This is a genomic window from Paraburkholderia sp. Ac-20342 (genome assembly GCF_017104985.1).
Taxonomy (GTDB): Bacteria; Pseudomonadota; Gammaproteobacteria; order Burkholderiales; family Burkholderiaceae; genus Paraburkholderia.
Genome location: NZ_JAAGPQ010000009.1, coordinates 55,242 through 71,028 on the forward strand (window position 1 = coordinate 55,242; position 15,787 = coordinate 71,028).

Here is a 15,787-nt window from a genome sequence, read left to right on the forward strand (position 1 = left end):
TCCTACGAATACAGTTGTTCGCCGATCGGACCTCACCGGCCGCCCTCGAGCCAGGAACTGACATCCCACGAAAAGAACGCCATGACCATTCCTGGCCGACTGTACTTGTTCCGCTCACTTTGTCGGAAGCAGTCGTGCGGCATCGACGAAGGAATCGTCGACAATCACCGCAGTTTATCAAGCCCCTCCCGCCTTCAGATCAAGGAAGCTGATCGATGTTATTTGGCTCGAAATCTGCGTTTGCGATGAGAAGCGATTTGCGGATCTGGTGATTTCGACGGCTTCCGCGATATCGACTCGCCGGCGGGTGGAGCAGGTGTAGGGGAGTTACGTCGATCGCTGGAAGAACGGTTTTCGGGCCAATACGGGTAAATGTGAATGTATCGCGGCGTTATTCCCTGGCCCAACTTCTATTAGTCAGACACCCGCAGCCGCCCCTGACAGGATTGCCCGAGCCTTACAAGGCTCACCATCCCACTCCAACACATCAACCTTACCGCACGAGCCTTCTCAAATCGTCTAAAGCAACTGGTGTCCCGTTCCGTTGACCTCAACATGCCAAGCGAGCATAGATCGGTCAACAACGAACAGAACACCAGCTACCCTGCCAATAAACCCCACACGCAAGCGCGAACGCCAAACGCTACGGATTTTCAGCGCGTGCAGGCTGAGAAGCAGACCCGGACGACTTGCGCACCTTGGCGACCTGCTCGGACGTCACGGGCGAAGCATGGTTGCCCCAACTGGATCGCACGAAAGTCAGCACGTCCGCTACGTCGCGATCCGTCAACCGCGTGGCGAACCCCGGCATCGCGTAGTGCGTGGGGCCGGCCTTGGTCCACGGCATCTCTCCCCCTTGCAACACGATATGAATCAGCGAAGTCGGATCGTCCGTGTTCACGACCGTCGAAAGCGCCAACGTCGGGAACGTGCTCTCGTAACCGCTGCCGCTCGTGCGGTGGCACGCCGCGCAGTTGTCCACGAAGGTCAGCGCGCCGTTGCTATGGTCCGTGCCGGCGCGCAGTGCATTTGCCGCGGTTGCATCGGGCGAGAGCGTGCTGCCGGATGCGTCGACGGGAGCCAGCGTCTTGAGGTAAGCGGCAATGGCGGCGAGATCCTGGTCGCCCAGATGCTGTGTGCTGTCCTGCACGACATCCGCCATGCCGCCAAACGCCGCCGAGTGCGCCGTGCGGCCGCTCTTCAGGAACGCAACGATATCGGCTGCGCTCCAGTTGCCCAAACCGTCCTTGCGGTCGCCACGCAGATTCTTCGCAAGGTAGCCATCGACCACGCCCCCGGAGAGAAACAGCTTGCCGTCATCGGTCAGCGACTTCTCCTCGAGGCCGTAGCCGCGGGGCGTATGACATGCGCTGCAGTGCGCGAGGCCTTCCACGAGGTAGCGGCCGCGCGCGATCGGGTCGTTCGGCAGCGGGCTGTCGTCGCTGACGGCTTCCGGTGCGAACGCCATGCGCCAGAAGCGCAGCGGCCAGCGCATCGACAGCGGCCACGGAATATCGGACGCGCGGTTGCCTTGCGAAACCGGCTCGACGCCATGCATGAAATACGCGTAGAGCGCCTTCACGTCCGAGGGCTTGACCTTCGCATACGAAACGTACGGCATGGCGGGATACAGCGTCGAACCGTCCTTCGCGATGCCGTGGCGCACGGCGCGGTCGAAGTCATCGAAGGTGTAGTTGCCGATGCCGGTCGACTTGTCGGGCGTGATGTTGGTCGAGTAGATCGTGCCGATCGGCGATGCAATGCCGAGGCCACCCGCGAACGGCTTGCCGCCCTTTGCCGTGTGGCAGGCAATGCAGTCGCCCGCGGCCGCGAGGTAGCGGCCCTTTTGAATCAGCTGCGCGTCCGTATCGGCCGATGCGGATGGAGATGCCGTCGCGGATGATTGTGCGAAGACGCCGGCGCTCGCAGCCGAAAAGACGACAGCAGAAGCGATGGCAAACGTGATTTTTCTCATGATGCTTGCCGTCTCCCTTATGCCTGGACCAGCGGAGCCGGGTTCTTCAGGTATTGCTCGCGAATGGCCTTGGCCGAGTGAAACGCGAGGGCCGCGACGATACCGGTCGGGTTGTAGCCCATGTTCTGCGGGAACGCGGAAGCGCCCATCACGAACACGTTCGGCACATCCCAGCTTTGCAGATACTTGTTCACGACGCTCGTCGCCGGCGAGCTGCCCATCACCGCGCCGCCGGTGGTATGCGTGGACTGGTACACGCGCGTGTCGTAGTGCTGCCCCTTCTTGCGGATCGCGCGGAAGTACTTCTCCGGGTTCATCGCCTTCGCAACTTCTTCCATGCGCGTGCCGATATAGCCGAGCATGGCGTATTCGTTGTCGTGCCAGTCGAACGTCATGCGCAGAAGCGGCAGACCGTGAGCGTCCCGATAGGTCGGATCGAGATCGAGATAAGCGTCGCGATACGGCATCACCGAACCCGAAATACCGATGCTCATATAGCGCTGGTAAGCATCGGAAATACCGGCCTTCCAGCCGCTGCCCCAGGTCGGCGTGCCGGGCACGGTCGCCGCCTGCTTGATTGGACGGCCGCCCGTGCGGATATGACGAACGCTCGCGCCGCCGACAAAGCCGAGCGGACCGTGGTCGAACTGGTCGCCATTGAAGTCGTCCATGCCCACGCCGCCCGCGCCGCTGCCGATAAACGGATTGAGTTGCGTGCCCTTCGGCAGCAGCACGTTGATGCCGCCGTTCATCTGATAGGCGTAGTTGCGCCCCACGACCCCCTCGCCGGTCTTCGGATCGTAGGGTTTGCCGATGCCCGAGAGCAGCAGCAGGCGCACGTTGTGCATCTGGAACGCGGCGACGATGACCATGTCCGCGGGCTGTTCGACTTCGCGGCCTTGCGCATCGATATAGGTGACCCCCGTCGCGCGCTTCCTGTCGGGCGAAAGCATGACTTTCGTGACATACGAGTTCGCGCGAAGCTCGAAGTTAGGCTTCTTGAGCAGCACCGGCAAAATGGTCGTTTGGGGCGATGCCTTCGAGTACATATAGCAGCCGAAGTCTTCGCAGAAGCCGCAGAAGTTGCACGGTCCAAGACGCACACCGTACGGATTCGTGTACGGGGTCGACGCATTCGCCGCAGGCGCCGGATACGGATGGAAGCCCACTTCGCGCGCGGCCTTTTCGAACAGCGACGCGCCGAGGCCGTTCTTCAGCGGCGGCGTGGGGAAATCGTTGCGACGGCTGCCTTCGAGCGGATTACCGCCGGCCTGGATGTTGCCGTTGAGATTACCGGCCTTGCCGGACGTGCCGAATACCTTCTCCGCAAAATCGAAGAACGGCTCCATCTCGTCATAGGTCACGCCGAAATCCTGAACCTGCATGCCTTCCGGAATGAACTTCTTGCCGTAGCGCTCTTCATAACGCGTACGCAATTGCAGTTCTTCAGGCAGCATCCGGTAATGCATGCCGTTCCAGTGAAAGCCCGCGCCGCCCACGCCGTTACCGAGCAGAAACGAGCCGTGTTGACGGTACGGCACCGCGAGATCATCCACGCCGTGGCGAATGGTCACCGTTTCTGACGACAGATCCTGAAACAACGCGCCGCGCACGCCATACTTGAGCTCGTCGATCACTTTCGGATAGTTCGCATCGGTTGGCGTATCGCGCATCGCGCCGCGCTCGAGCGCGACCACGTCGAGTCCCGCGTCCGTAAGTTCCTGCGCGAGAATCGCGCCGGTCCAGCCGAAACCTACGATCACGCAATCGACCTTGTTCTTCCTGATTGCCACTGCTTACCCCCGCCTGCCGTTAATCGATACCGGACCATACGGATACTTCGCACCCGGCTGATCGATCCAATCCATGAAATCCGCGCGCGCGCCCGGGAAACCGACCATCTTCCAGCCGGCCATATCCTTATTGCCGCCGTAGATCGGGTCGGAGAGGAAACCTTCCTTGGTATTGCCGAGCAGGAATGAAAAGAACGTGCGTGCAGGAACAGTTTCAAACGCGAGTTTGCCGTGCTCCATATCCTGAAGCACCGCTTCGCGCGTCGCCACGTCGAGTTCAGCAAAGGTCTTGCCGCCGTGCTGCTTCACGCAGTACTCGTCGCAGGCCGCGATGCCATGACGATAGACGTCGCGCGGCGCGAGATTGATCTGATAGCCCATTTCGGGCACGGCATCGGGATGAAAAGGCCCTTGCATGTACCAGAGCTTGCCGTGGCCATACGGCATTTCCATCTGGCGATCGATGTACTCGGGCACACCGGCCTTCACGGCACCTGGGCCATGTTCATCGTCGGGAATCAGCCGGTCCACCGCAGCATGCAAAAATTTCCATTCTGCCGCGGTGAAGTAAGTAGGCTGGTACTCTGCGGTGTTCCCGGTGGCGGGTGTCGCGTTACTGCTGCAGGCACTTTGAGTAAAAGTTGCACCTGAAGCGACCGTCGCGGCGGGTACGACGGCCAGCACCTGCCGCAAAAAGCGACGGCGTGGTTCCTGTTGGTCGGACATGGAGTTTTCTCTGTTGTGACTTATCTGCGGGCCTCATTATAAGAGGTGATCCGAGATAACGTTTCAATACTCCCTTTCCCTTAGTCGCCCGTTAAAGTTTGTAAGGAGACAAACTGGTACTGCAAGCAGAACGCCAGCTATATCGTGGTGACCATTGCATGCCGATGCATCCCTACCATTCCCGGCATGAGCGTCCAGTCACTTCTTATCAGCGTTCATTGAATGTGACGGGCTCTCGCGCAGGTCGCTTCAACCATCCCGGGAAAGACCGAATGGAGAGATCCATTGCCGGATCGCGGAGTGCGCCTTTGTCTTAATGGTTCGCCAGTGTCGACGGGTTCGCGATGACGGACAAGATACCGGCATCGCCGAATTTATGATTGATAGTCAGAACGTTCGGTGAGCAGCGCAGCCACGATACAGATCGACACAAGCAGGCAGCCGCAAAAAACAATGATGTAAGCGCGCTCCGAAGCGATCTTCGTTCCGTCGATCAGAAATGCCGCGAAAATCGCCGAACCGAAAGCACTTGCCATGGCTCCGCCGATGTTCTTCAGGGTTTGATACATACCCGCCGAGATGCCCCGCTCCTCGGGCAGACACACCTGGCTGACCCGACCGGACAGCGTCGTTTGCAACAGGCCGGAGCCAAAGCCCGTCATCATGCTGAAGAACATGAACTGCCAGAGTACGTGGTTCGCAACGATCATACCGGCGAAGCCGAGGCCCAGCGTCGTGCCGCCGATCAGCCCGCAGACCTTGTACCCACCCAACGACCGAACGATTCTGGCAACACCTAGCGCACCGATTATGGTGACCAGGTACTGCGGAAGAAGAAGCCAGCCGAGTGTCAGGACGGAGACAGAGAAGCCAAATCCGAGTTTCTCATGCGAGGCAACGAGAAAAAGCACCACGGTCGTCTGCGATCCGTAATACGCGATTCCCCAAAGAAAACTCGACACATAGTATGGCCGTGCATTCGGGTTATTCAGCATACGCAGATCGACGAGAGGAAACTCCGTGCGTTTCTCATACGCGTACCAGACGATCAATAGGGCAATGCCCGGGATAATGGCGCCGAGCACGAAGATGTTCCCCCATCCCGACTTGGGCGCATAGGCGAATGCGAACAGGATCGCGGCAACGCCGACGCCCAACATGATGGCGCCCAGCCAATCCATGGTACGGCGCGTGTCGGGAAGAGAAGAGGTCGGCACAAGAAAGACGATGGCGATCGCTGCCGGACCCAGCAACGCAATCCAGCTCGCAAACACCCAGCCGATGCCCGACGTGCTGCCAAGCACATAGCCGGCGAGAACCGGCCCGATTGCGTGGCCCACCGTCATGGCCGCGGCGAGCGCGCCTATCCCGTAGAGCGCCGCCTCTTCCTTCAGGGTGTTGCGAAAGATACCGATCGCCAGCGGCGTAATCGCCGGGCAGAATCCAAGCAGGAAACGTCCGACCAGAAAGACGCCGAAATTCGGCGCCACCACATCGAGCGCGATGCCGATGATACTGACGATGATCGTCAGAACGGTCAGCTTCTTGTGGCCGTGAATGTCCCCTAAACGGCTGAGTGCCGGACACGTCACGCCGACTGCCAGCAGATACACCGCATTCAGCCAGAACGCCTCTCCGGAGGTGATCTGGTATCTGTGCACGATGGCGGGAATAACCGGCAGAATTCCGCCGATAAACACCCCTTCTGCAACGGTCGCGAGGCTGAGTGCGAAAATGACCCGGCGCGCTACTTTGGTCGATGCATCAATTTCCGTTTGTTCCGATAGCACGTCCACGTCTCCTCCTTGCATGACCCGGCTCTTCCTCAATAAGATAAAAATCGCAGAGAGACGATCCCGTATTTTTCTTTATTGAAGCCGCCAGCGGCGGTTGCTAATTCACCCGGTAGCGCTTGACCATCTCCCAGTCCAGCTGGAGTCCGAATCCTGGTTCCTGCGGAATGGCAATCGTGCCGTTGACCGGATTGGGACGATTGGCAATGAGACCGGCCCAGATCGGGTCGCGGTCGGCCTCGAAGCATTCGACGCAAACACCGTGTGGAATCGATGCGATCATTTGCATCGCGATCTGTGATTCTTCGTGATGCCCCACGCGCAGGCCGTGGAGTTGGGCAAGTGCCGCTGCGCGACGCCATTCCGTGATCCCGCCGGCTTCGGAGGCATCGAAGTTGATGATGTCGACGGCGCCTGCGTCGATCAGCCGCCGTACGCCGCTGGCGCTCATTTCGCTCTGTCCCGCGTCGATCGGAATCGACGTTCTTCGGCGCACTTCGGCCATCATGCTGGCGTCGTCGTACCAAAGACACGGCTCCTCGAACCACGCGATGTTGTATTGCTCGACGAGGCGGGCGAACTTGACCGCTTCGGAAACAGGCCAGCCGCGATTCGCGTCGACCGCGATCCAGAACTCGTCGCCGCCGCCCTTGCGCGCGGCTTCCACCCGTTTGGCGTCTTCCTCGGCGGACAGGCCACCGACCTTGACCTTGCATCCGGCCAGTCCGGCTTCGCGAAGCCGTTCCATTTCGTCGCCAAGATCCCGGAGCGTCTTGCCTTCCTCGTAGTAGCCGCCGATGCAGATAAGCGGCAACGCCTGGCGATAGCCTCCGAGTAATCGGCATACATTGACGCCCGCGGCCTTACCGAGAAGGTCCCAGATCGCGCTGTCCATGCAGGCAATCGCTTCCATGACCAGCTTGCGGTCGCGATTCCATTCGGCCGCCTTGAACATTTTTTGCCAGAGGCGCTCGACGGCAAAAACGTCCTCGCCAATCAGCATCGGCGCCAGTTCTTTCTCGATGATGTCCACCACGTCGCGCATATGTGTCCGGTTGTCGCCGTTATACACTTCGCTAACGAGCCCGGTGTCGGTCTCCATCCGCGTGATGATCGTGCACCGCTTGTCGACACGGTATTTGCTCCCGCCAAAACTGCGCGCGAGCGGGATCTCGAGGGCGATAACCGAAACGCTTTTGATCTTCATGGGGGCTCTGTTTAAGCGGGAAACGTGAGCTTGCGAGGCATCGACGTTTCCCCGATCAGGCAGGGCGGACATGAATGACACGCCGCGCTTAGACGTTGCGATCGAACATAGACTCGCGACCTCGCTCGTCCTGGCCAGCGCGGGCTGGCCCATGACGAAAGGTCCTTACTGTTCGATGACCGATCCATCGAGATGAGGACGCATGTCGAGCGGCCGATTGACCTTCGGAAAGCGCTTCTCGATATCGGGGACGAAGTCGATACCGAGTCCGGGTGCGGTCGGGATATCGAGAAATCCGCTGCTCGGCTCCGGGAAATCGGTAAACATTTCGCGGCCAGGCAGTTGGGTCGTCCCATGCAGGTTCTTTGACGACGACGGATATTCCTGAATGGCGAAATTCGGAATCGTCGCGTCAAGATGCAATTCGGCGACCAGATTAAGCGGCGACAGAGGGTTATGCGGCACGACTTCCATGTCGTTGACCTCGGCCAGAGCCGCAATCTTTTTCGCTCCCGTGATGCCGCCGCAGAGACCTATCGATGGGCGCAGGAATTGCACGCCACGCCGCGCGACAATCGACTGGAACAGGTGCATGTTGAAGAAGCGCTCGCCGGTGGCAATCGGCACCGGAATGTGATCCGCGACCCAGGACATCGCATCCACGCCTGTCGGTTTCAGCGGGTCTTCGAAGAACATCGGGAAGTACGGCTCGATTCTGCGCGCAAAGGTGACGGCTTCGGCGGGATTGAGCCGCCGGTGCAGCTCGATACAGAGATCGACGTCGGGACCAAGCGCTTCGCGAAGTTCCCGAACGACACCCACGGCCTCTTCCATCTTCTTCGCATGAGGGCGGAAATATCGATCGTAATCCTCATCGAGGAACGGGTTGAGATGGCCTAGCGCGGTGAATCCCTGCTCTTTGCGCAGCAGCGCTTCGTCGAGCATCTCCGCTTTGGTGCGCGCTTTCACATGTCCGTAAAGACGCACCTTATGCCGCATCTGGCCACCGATCAATTCGTAGACCGGAACGCCGAGTGCTTTTCCCTTGATGTCCCACAGGGCGATGTCGATTGCGGAGATCGCGCCCATGATAGCCATGCCGGTAAAATGATTCGCGCGTTGCAATACATTCCAGTGGTGTTCGATCTGGCGCGCGTCTCGTCCAACGAGATACTCTCCGCACTTGACCATGGCTGCCGCACTGGCTTCATATTGGCCCCATGCGCCGGATTCGCCGATTCCTGTCAGTCCGTCCTCGGTTGTGACTTTCACATACAGAAAGCGATCGGCGAAAATCGGTGTGACGCTTGCAATCTTCATCTATTTGTTCTCCACCTATACAAAACAGATTTTCAATTGCAAAGCAGTATAGGAGGAGAGCAGGGACGAGATATTTCTATTTCCTCAAACCAGCTTTCACCGATGGAGAACGGTGGCCTGCAGAAATCAGCAACTCTTTCAGAAACAGGCGGGCCGACGGGGGAATGAGATCTTCGCGGTAGTAAATCTGGATGCTTCGCGGTGCCCATTCTTCCCGCAGGGCAATGCAGCGCACGTCCGGATTTCCCGCAAAGGGAATGGCCATGATTTCCGAAAGAATGCCGATGCCGAGGCCGGCAGCGATCATCGAGCGCATGACATCGAAAGAGGAGACCGCGCGGTACTTCAGCTCATGCCCGAGACTGGCTGCCTGATTGACCAGGAACGAACAAAGCGCGCTTTTCGGCCCGAGCGTGACGTGCTCGAAGTCGATCAGGTTCTCGAACCTGACCCATTGGCGCGTGGCGAGCGGATGGTCTTTCGGTACGGCCACGACCAGACTGGTTTCCTTGTACGGCACTTTCGCGATCGACGATGGCACGTCGAATACCGAAAGACTGAGGGCGAGATCGGCGCGGCCACTTTCGATTTCAGAAACGAGTGACCAGCCGTGGATTTCGTGCACATCCACGGCAATTTCCGGGTTTGCCTGGATAAACCTGCCGGCGAAGGCGGCGAGGCCACCGACGATCGCCGACTGACTGGAGGCCACCCGCACACGTCCGCGAATTCCCTCCGAGAACTCTCTCATCGCACTGGCGGTTTCATTCAGGCGCTGTGTCAGCAGGCGAACCTGTCTCGCGAATTCGTCGCCGGCGGGCGTCGGCGTAACGCCTCGCGCGTGCCGGTTGAACAGCGATACGCCGAAGACGTATTCGAGCTCCTGGAGGCGTTTGGTGACGGCCGAGACTGCAATGTTGCTGCGTTCGGCCGCTCGCGTGAGACTCCCCTCCTCATAGGCGATGAGGAAGAGACGAGCGGATTCCAGATCGAGGGCACGCAACATCTCGAGCGTTTTCATGCTTACGTTGTCAGCCTGGCTGATCCGCTGGTGGTTGAGATGTATCGATTATATGGCGCGGCATCCGGCGAGCCGTTTCCGTGCCTTGCCCCAAGAAAGTATCCGGAATAGCGCGTGAGGCCCAACTGGCGGAAGACAGCCGACTCGCACGACCCGCCCGCAACGTCCCACCGGATTTGACTCCCTCTGTTACGGATCGCCGCCTGCTACAGGATGACGCAAAAGCTTCGTCGTTTGACCGCGTCTTTCGATACGACTGAACTCCGAAAATAACTCAGGCTTCCTCAACGCTCCCTCACACTATCCATGTACGAGGTAGCGGTCGGCGATGTCACGCCTCAAAGTTGCCGGCTAATCCGATCTTTGATTTGTCGCAAAGCCACGACTCGAATTCCGTTGCGAACGTGCGGGCATCGCCATATCTGACCGCCTCACGATAGATTATGAAGTTTTTCCACAGAAAATCCTGCCACCCAACAAAATCGATCACAATCTTCCATCAACGAAGAGACACTTTTACATCTCAAAAAAGACCAGTCGTTCGCTTGCATGAATTCTTTTTTGCAGGAAATACCCGGAATTCTTGCGCTAACGCGGGAATTCCCCAGGACCGTCACAGGGAAAATACTTATTTTTAATCAATCACAAACGTTCATAAGATATCTCACACTCTTCCACAATCAACCTAAAACGATCACCGATGTTTTCTCAATCCCTGTCGCCGAACCCGCCATCCCCGCGTCGCGTGGCCGGTTCCGTCGTGCAGGTCTGCGGCGCAAACCGCGGCATCGGTTTGGCAATCGCGGAACTGCCCGTCGATTGCCGATCCGAGGACACGCTGTAGCCGCCAGCACTCGCTTTCCATCGCATTCGCAAAAACACAGGAACCCCATGAGCAGGATCATTCCAGACCCGATCGCCAACAGCGCAACACCACTGCCCACCGAGGCCGAGGTCGTCATCATCGGCGGCGGCATCATCGGTGTGTGCACGGCGCTGTATCTCGCGCAGCAGAACGTGCGCGTCGTCGTCTGCGAGAAAGGACTGATCGGTGCGGAACAATCGGCGCGCAACTGGGGCTGGGTACGTCAGATGGGCCGTGATCCGGCGGAAATTCCGCTGTCGATCGAGAGCCTGCGACTGTGGCACGAACTCAAGCCGAAGTACGGCGCCGAAACCGGCCTGCGTCAGACCGGCATCACCTATCTGTGCCGCAACGAAGCGCAGATGGCCGAGTACCGCGAATGGATCGGGCACGCCAGGGAATACGGCATCGATACGGTGCTGTTCGGGAAGAACGATCTCGCGCAATATGTCCCCGGCTGTTCCACCACATTCGCGGGCGGAATGCACACGGCAACCGACGGACGAGCGGAGCCGCTGATGGCGGCACCCGCGATCGCGCATGCCGCGCAAAGAGCGGGAGCGCATATCGCGACGCGTTGTGCGGTGCGCGGCATCCAGCGCGAAGCGGGGCGCGTGAGCGGTGTGGTCACCGAGCACGGCGAGATCCGCTGCTCGTCGGTCGTGCTGGCGGGCGGCGCGTGGTCGCGCCTGTTCGCGGGCTCGTTCGGCCTCGAGTTGCCGCAACTCAAGGTGCTCGGCAGCGCCGCGCGCATCAGCGACGTCAACGGCCCCACCGCGATGCCTGTCGGTGCCGACAACTTCTCGTTCCGCCAGCGGCTCGACGGCGGCTACACGATCGCCATGCGCAACTCGACGCTAGTGCCGATCGTGCCGGACAGCTTCCGGCTCTTCCCGGAATACTGGTCGCGTTTCCGCCGCAACCGCGCCGATCTGAAGCTGCGTCTCGACAGGCAGTTCATCGACGAGTGGCGTACGCCGCGCCAGTGGGCACTCGATGCGATCACGCCGTTCGAGAAGCATCGCATCCTCGATCCCAAACCGTCCGAGGCGGTGATCCGCAACGGCCTCGCGAACCTGGCCAAGGCATTCCCGGCATTTGCGAACGCCCGCATCCTGCAGATGTGGGGCGGCATGATCGATGTGACGCCCGATGCGGTGCCGATCATTGGACCTCTCGCCGCACTGCCCGGCTTCTTCATCGCAACCGGGTTTTCCGGGCACGGCTTCGGCCTCGGCCCCGGCGCCGGCAAGCTGATGGCGCAACTGGTGATGAACGAAACGCCGCTGGTCGATCCGGCGCCGTTCCGCTTCGAACGATTCGCGCGTTTTTCAGCTGCCGGTTTGATGGCGGCTTAACCTCTCTGACTCAGGAAGCAATCACATGGCTTGGCGAATAGGAGTTGATTCGGGCGGCACCTTCACCGACGTCTGCATGTTCGACGATGCGAGTGGCCGCGTGCAGATATGGAAAGTACCGTCGACGCCGGCCGACCCTTCGCTCGGCATCGCCAACGGCGTGACCGAGGGGCTTGGAACCGTTGACGCGCAGGCACAGGATATCGGCTTTCTCGGCCACGGCACGACCGTCGCGACCAATGCGCTGATCGAACTGCGCGGCGTGAAGACCGGCCTCGTCGTCACCGACGGCTTTCGCGATCTGCTCGAAATCGGCCGTCAGAAGCGCCCGAGTCTGTACGACATGTACGCGGAAAAACCGCAAGCTCTCGTCACGCGAGATTTGCGTCTCGAAGTCAAGGAACGGCTGCGCGCGAACGGCGAAATCGAACTGGAACTCGACGAAGAAGGTTTGCGCGCCGCCGCGCGCAAGATGGCCGACGAGGATGTCAAGGCGGTCGCCGTCTGCTTTCTGTACGGATTCCTGAACACGAAGCACGAGCGCCGTGCGCTGGAAATCGTTCGCGAGATCCTGCCCGATGTGTTCATTTGCGCATCCCATCAGATCGCGCCGGAATTCCGCGAATACGAACGGTTGTCGACCACGGTCGTCAACGCGTATCTTGGCCCGATCATGAAGAAGTATATCCAGCGCCTCCAGCATCGCTTCGAGGATCTGGGTTTGCGCGTCGCGCCACAACTCACGCAATCCAACGGCGGCGTCATCGGCTTCGACACGGCCGCCGAACTGCCGGTGCGCACGGTCCTCTCCGGGCCGAGCACGGGTGTGGTCGCGGCGCAGGAAATCGGCAATCTCGCGGGCTTTCCGAATCTGATCACGTTCGACGTGGGCGGCACGAGCAGCGACGTCGCGCTGCTGCAAGGCGGCCAGTGCGCGCTGACCGGCGAAGCGAATGTGCACGGCTATCCGATCAAGGCGCCGATGCTCGACATCCATACGGTGGGCGCGGGCGGCGGCTCGATCGCTTATGTGGACAGCGGCGGCCTGCTGAAAGTCGGCCCGCGCAGCGCCGGCGCCGACCCCGGCCCGGTCTGCTATGGCCGCGGCAACAGCGAGCCGACCGTGACCGACGCGAACATCGTGCTGCAGACGCTCAACCCTGTCGAGATTCTCGGCGGACGCATGAAGGTGCGCCGCGACCTCGCGCTCGATGCGATGCAGAAGCTCGCGGATCAGCTCGGCATCGGCGTGATGGAGACCGCGCAGGGCATCGTCTCGGTGGTGACCGCGAACATGGCCAAGGCGATTCGCGTAATCAGCGTGCAGCGCGGCCACGACCCGCGCGACTACACGCTGATGGCATTCGGCGGCGCCGGACCGCTGCACGCGGCGCGTCTCGCGCAGGAACTCGACATGACGCGCATCATCGTGCCGCTCACGCCGGGTGCGTTGTGTGCACTCGGTCTGCTGCTCACCGACCTGCGCGCCGACTTCGCCCTGTCGCGCGTGCGGCGGCTCGACGCGGCGTCGCTCGATGCGCTCGAAGCCGGCTATGCGGAACTCGACACGCAGGCTCAGGGCTGGTTTGCACGCGAAGGCATCGAGTCCGATCGCCAGTCGATCACACGCACCGCCGACATGCGCTATCACGGCCAGAACTACGAGCTATCGGTGCCGGTGCCGCCGGGACCGATCACCCAGGCCACGCTCGACCTGCTCGCGAGCGGCTTCGAAAACGCACACCGGCAGCGCTTCGGCTTCGTTGCCGAGGGCGAAACGATCCAGCTCGTCACACTGCGTGTCGAGGCCGTCGGGCGTGTCGCCAAGGCGCAGTTCACGCCCGCGCCGGCGGTGGGTCCGGATGCGAGCCATGCGCAGATCGGCCGGCGCGAGGTCTACATGGCCGAGGCCGCGGCATTCGTCGATTGTCCGGTCTACAGCCGCGACAAGCTCGCGTCGGGCAATACCTTCACGGGCCCGGCCATCGTCGAGCAGATGGACGCCACGACCGTTGTGCTGCCGAACATGCGCGCGAGCGTCGACCCCTATCTGAATCTGATTCTGGAAATGCAGAAATGAACACGACCCTGTCTATCGATCCGATCACGGTGGAAGTCGTTGGCAGCGCGCTCGCGTCGATCACCGAGGAAATGGGCGAAGCGCTGGTGCGCTCGAGCTACTCGACCAACATCAAGGAACGCCGCGACTGCTCGACCGCGATCTTCGACCGTTCGGGGAACACGCTGTGCCAGGCCGAGCACATCCCGATGCACCTGGGCAGCTTCCTCGAGACCGTGCCGCACATCATGAAGCGCTTTCCGCTCGCGGACATCCGTCCGGGCGACGTGTTCATCGGCAACGATGCGTACGAAGGCGGCGGCACGCACCTGCCGGACATCGTGCTTGCCGAGCCAGTGTTCTTCGAAGACCAGTTGATTGCGTGGGCGATCAACACCGCGCACCACGCCGACTTCGCCGATCGCGGCCACGCGCACATCTATCAGGAAGGCCTGCGTATCCCGCCTGTCAGGCTCTATCGCGAAGGCGTATTGCAGAAGGATGTGCAGGAACTGATCCTGCTGAACTGCCAGGTGCCGCACGAACGGCTGTCGGATCTGCGCGCGCAGATGGCCGCCAACCGCGTCGGCGTGCAGCGCCTGCAGGCATTGTGCGGGAAATACGGCACCGAGCGCATCCTGCGCGCCGGCGAGGCACTGCAGGACTACGCCGAGCGCAAGATGCGCGCCGGCATCGCGGCGATTCCCGACGGCACCTATCGCTTCACCGACCGCTTCGACAGCCTGCACTTCGAAGGCTCGCTCGACCTGAGCGTGGCCATCACCATCAAGGGCGACTCGATGCATCTTGCCTTCGACGCGCCGCCGCAGATGCGCAACGCGCTGAATGTCATCTACACCGGCCTGCTGGCTACCTGCTACTACGCGGTGAAGGCGATCATCGATCCGACCATCCTGCCGAATGCGGGTCTCGCGCGGCCGATCAGCGTCGAGGCACCGAAAGGATCGCTGCTCAACTGCGAGCATCCGGCGGCGGTCAACAGCCGGCTGTCCGCGTGCCAGCGCGTGTCGGACATGATCTACGGCGCACTCGCGCAGGCGCTGCCGAACAAGGTGATGGCGGCCGGCAACGGCTGCTGCGCCGCGGCGGTGTTCAGCGGCAGCACCGATAACGGCGAACTCTGGGTCTATCTGGAGACGATCGGCGGCGGCGGCGGCGCGCGGCCCACCGCCGACGGCCTGAGCGGTATTCACGTGCATCTGACCAACACGTCGAACCTCCCCGTCGAGGCACTCGAACAGGAATATCCGCTGACGCTGCTGCGCTACGAACTCGTCAACGATTCGGCAGGCGCCGGCACCTGGCGCGGCGGCATGGGGCTGCGCCGCGTGTATCGCGCCGAACGCGCTTGCCAGATCAACGTCGAGACGTCGCGGCTGGGCTCGCAACCGTGGGGCCTCGAAGGCGGCGGCGCGGCGCAAGGCTCGTCGTGCAGCGTCAACGGCGCGCCGCTGGCGGGCAAAACAACGCCGCTGAAGCGCGGCGACATCGTCGAGATCCTGACGCCGGGCGGCGGCGGCTACGGTCCGCCGCAAGCACGCAAGCCCGAAGACCTGCGGCGCGATCTCGTCGAGCAGCGCATTTCCGATGCGTTCGCGCGGCGCGAGTATGGCGAACTCGTGCTGCAGACGCAGTGATCCGTATCGCTC

The 15,787-nt window shown here is 61.1% G+C and carries 10 protein-coding genes; 3 read left to right on the forward strand and 7 right to left on the reverse strand.

Going from position 1 to position 15,787, the window contains the following annotated elements:
- Positions 1 to 643 precede the first annotated feature (643 nt).
- The 7 genes from G3N58_RS05205 to G3N58_RS05235 all read right to left on the reverse strand — a co-directional run bounded on the left by G3N58_RS05205 (position 644) and on the right by G3N58_RS05235 (position 9,835).
- Positions 644 to 1,975 carry a cytochrome c gene (locus G3N58_RS05205; RefSeq protein WP_167285554.1) on the reverse strand — a complete coding sequence of 444 codons (1,332 nt, stop codon included), beginning with the start codon at positions 1,973 to 1,975 and terminating at the stop codon, positions 644 to 646.
- Positions 1,976 to 1,992: 17 nt separating this feature from the next.
- Positions 1,993 to 3,768, reverse strand: coding sequence for a GMC family oxidoreductase (locus G3N58_RS05210; RefSeq protein ID WP_167285555.1), 1,776 nt, complete (start codon positions 3,766 to 3,768; stop codon positions 1,993 to 1,995).
- Between the two features lie 3 nt (positions 3,769 to 3,771).
- Positions 3,772 to 4,494 (reverse strand): gluconate 2-dehydrogenase subunit 3 family protein, encoded by a 723-nt coding sequence (locus G3N58_RS05215; protein ID WP_167048144.1) that lies wholly within the window; start codon positions 4,492 to 4,494, stop codon positions 3,772 to 3,774.
- Positions 4,495 to 4,868: 374 nt separating this feature from the next.
- The gene (locus G3N58_RS05220; protein WP_167048141.1) at positions 4,869 to 6,290 is read right to left on the reverse strand and encodes an MFS transporter; all 1,422 of its coding nucleotides are present in this window, start codon (positions 6,288 to 6,290) and stop codon (positions 4,869 to 4,871) included.
- 97 nt (positions 6,291 to 6,387) lie between these two features.
- The gene (locus tag G3N58_RS05225; RefSeq protein WP_241016992.1) at positions 6,388 to 7,566 is read right to left on the reverse strand and encodes a mandelate racemase/muconate lactonizing enzyme family protein; all 1,179 of its coding nucleotides are present in this window, start codon (positions 7,564 to 7,566) and stop codon (positions 6,388 to 6,390) included.
- 93 nt (positions 7,567 to 7,659) lie between these two features.
- Positions 7,660 to 8,814, reverse strand: coding sequence for a mandelate racemase/muconate lactonizing enzyme family protein (locus tag G3N58_RS05230; protein ID WP_205998663.1), 1,155 nt, complete (start codon positions 8,812 to 8,814; stop codon positions 7,660 to 7,662).
- A 76-nt stretch (positions 8,815 to 8,890) separates the two neighbouring features.
- Positions 8,891 to 9,835 carry a LysR family transcriptional regulator gene (locus tag G3N58_RS05235; protein WP_167048131.1) on the reverse strand — a complete coding sequence of 315 codons (945 nt, stop codon included), beginning with the start codon at positions 9,833 to 9,835 and terminating at the stop codon, positions 8,891 to 8,893.
- An 891-nt stretch (positions 9,836 to 10,726) separates the two neighbouring features.
- On the opposite strand from G3N58_RS05235, the gene G3N58_RS05240 reads away from it, so the two are divergent.
- From G3N58_RS05240 to G3N58_RS05250, 3 genes are read left to right on the forward strand one after another with little or no spacing between them, the layout of a single operon-like run.
- Positions 10,727 to 12,058, forward strand: coding sequence for an FAD-binding oxidoreductase (locus G3N58_RS05240; protein ID WP_167284789.1), 1,332 nt, complete (start codon positions 10,727 to 10,729; stop codon positions 12,056 to 12,058).
- A 25-nt stretch (positions 12,059 to 12,083) separates the two neighbouring features.
- Positions 12,084 to 14,138, forward strand: coding sequence for a hydantoinase/oxoprolinase family protein (locus G3N58_RS05245; protein ID WP_205998664.1), 2,055 nt, complete (start codon positions 12,084 to 12,086; stop codon positions 14,136 to 14,138).
- Complete coding sequence (locus tag G3N58_RS05250; RefSeq protein ID WP_205998665.1) at positions 14,135 to 15,775, forward strand: hydantoinase B/oxoprolinase family protein; 1,641 nt, start codon at positions 14,135 to 14,137, stop codon at positions 15,773 to 15,775. The genes G3N58_RS05245 and G3N58_RS05250 overlap by 4 nt, the downstream gene beginning before the upstream one ends.
- Positions 15,776 to 15,787: the final 12 nt, after the last annotated feature.

Coding starts and splice junctions, on each gene's coding strand:
- G3N58_RS05205 (WP_167285554.1), bottom strand. CDS start 1,975: ATGAGAAAAATCACGTTTGCCATCGCTTCTGCTGTCGTCTTTTCGGCT.
- G3N58_RS05215 (WP_167048144.1), bottom strand. CDS start 4,494: ATGTCCGACCAACAGGAACCACGCCGTCGCTTTTTGCGGCAGGTGCTG.
- G3N58_RS05225 (WP_241016992.1), bottom strand. CDS start 7,566: ATGTCCGCCCTGCCTGATCGGGGAAACGTCGATGCCTCGCAAGCTCAC.
- G3N58_RS05230 (WP_205998663.1), bottom strand. CDS start 8,814: ATGAAGATTGCAAGCGTCACACCGATTTTCGCCGATCGCTTTCTGTAT.
- G3N58_RS05235 (WP_167048131.1), bottom strand. CDS start 9,835: ATGAAAACGCTCGAGATGTTGCGTGCCCTCGATCTGGAATCCGCTCGT.
- G3N58_RS05240 (WP_167284789.1), top strand. CDS start 10,727: ATGAGCAGGATCATTCCAGACCCGATCGCCAACAGCGCAACACCACTG.
- G3N58_RS05245 (WP_205998664.1), top strand. CDS start 12,084: ATGGCTTGGCGAATAGGAGTTGATTCGGGCGGCACCTTCACCGACGTC.
- G3N58_RS05250 (WP_205998665.1), top strand. CDS start 14,135: ATGAACACGACCCTGTCTATCGATCCGATCACGGTGGAAGTCGTTGGC.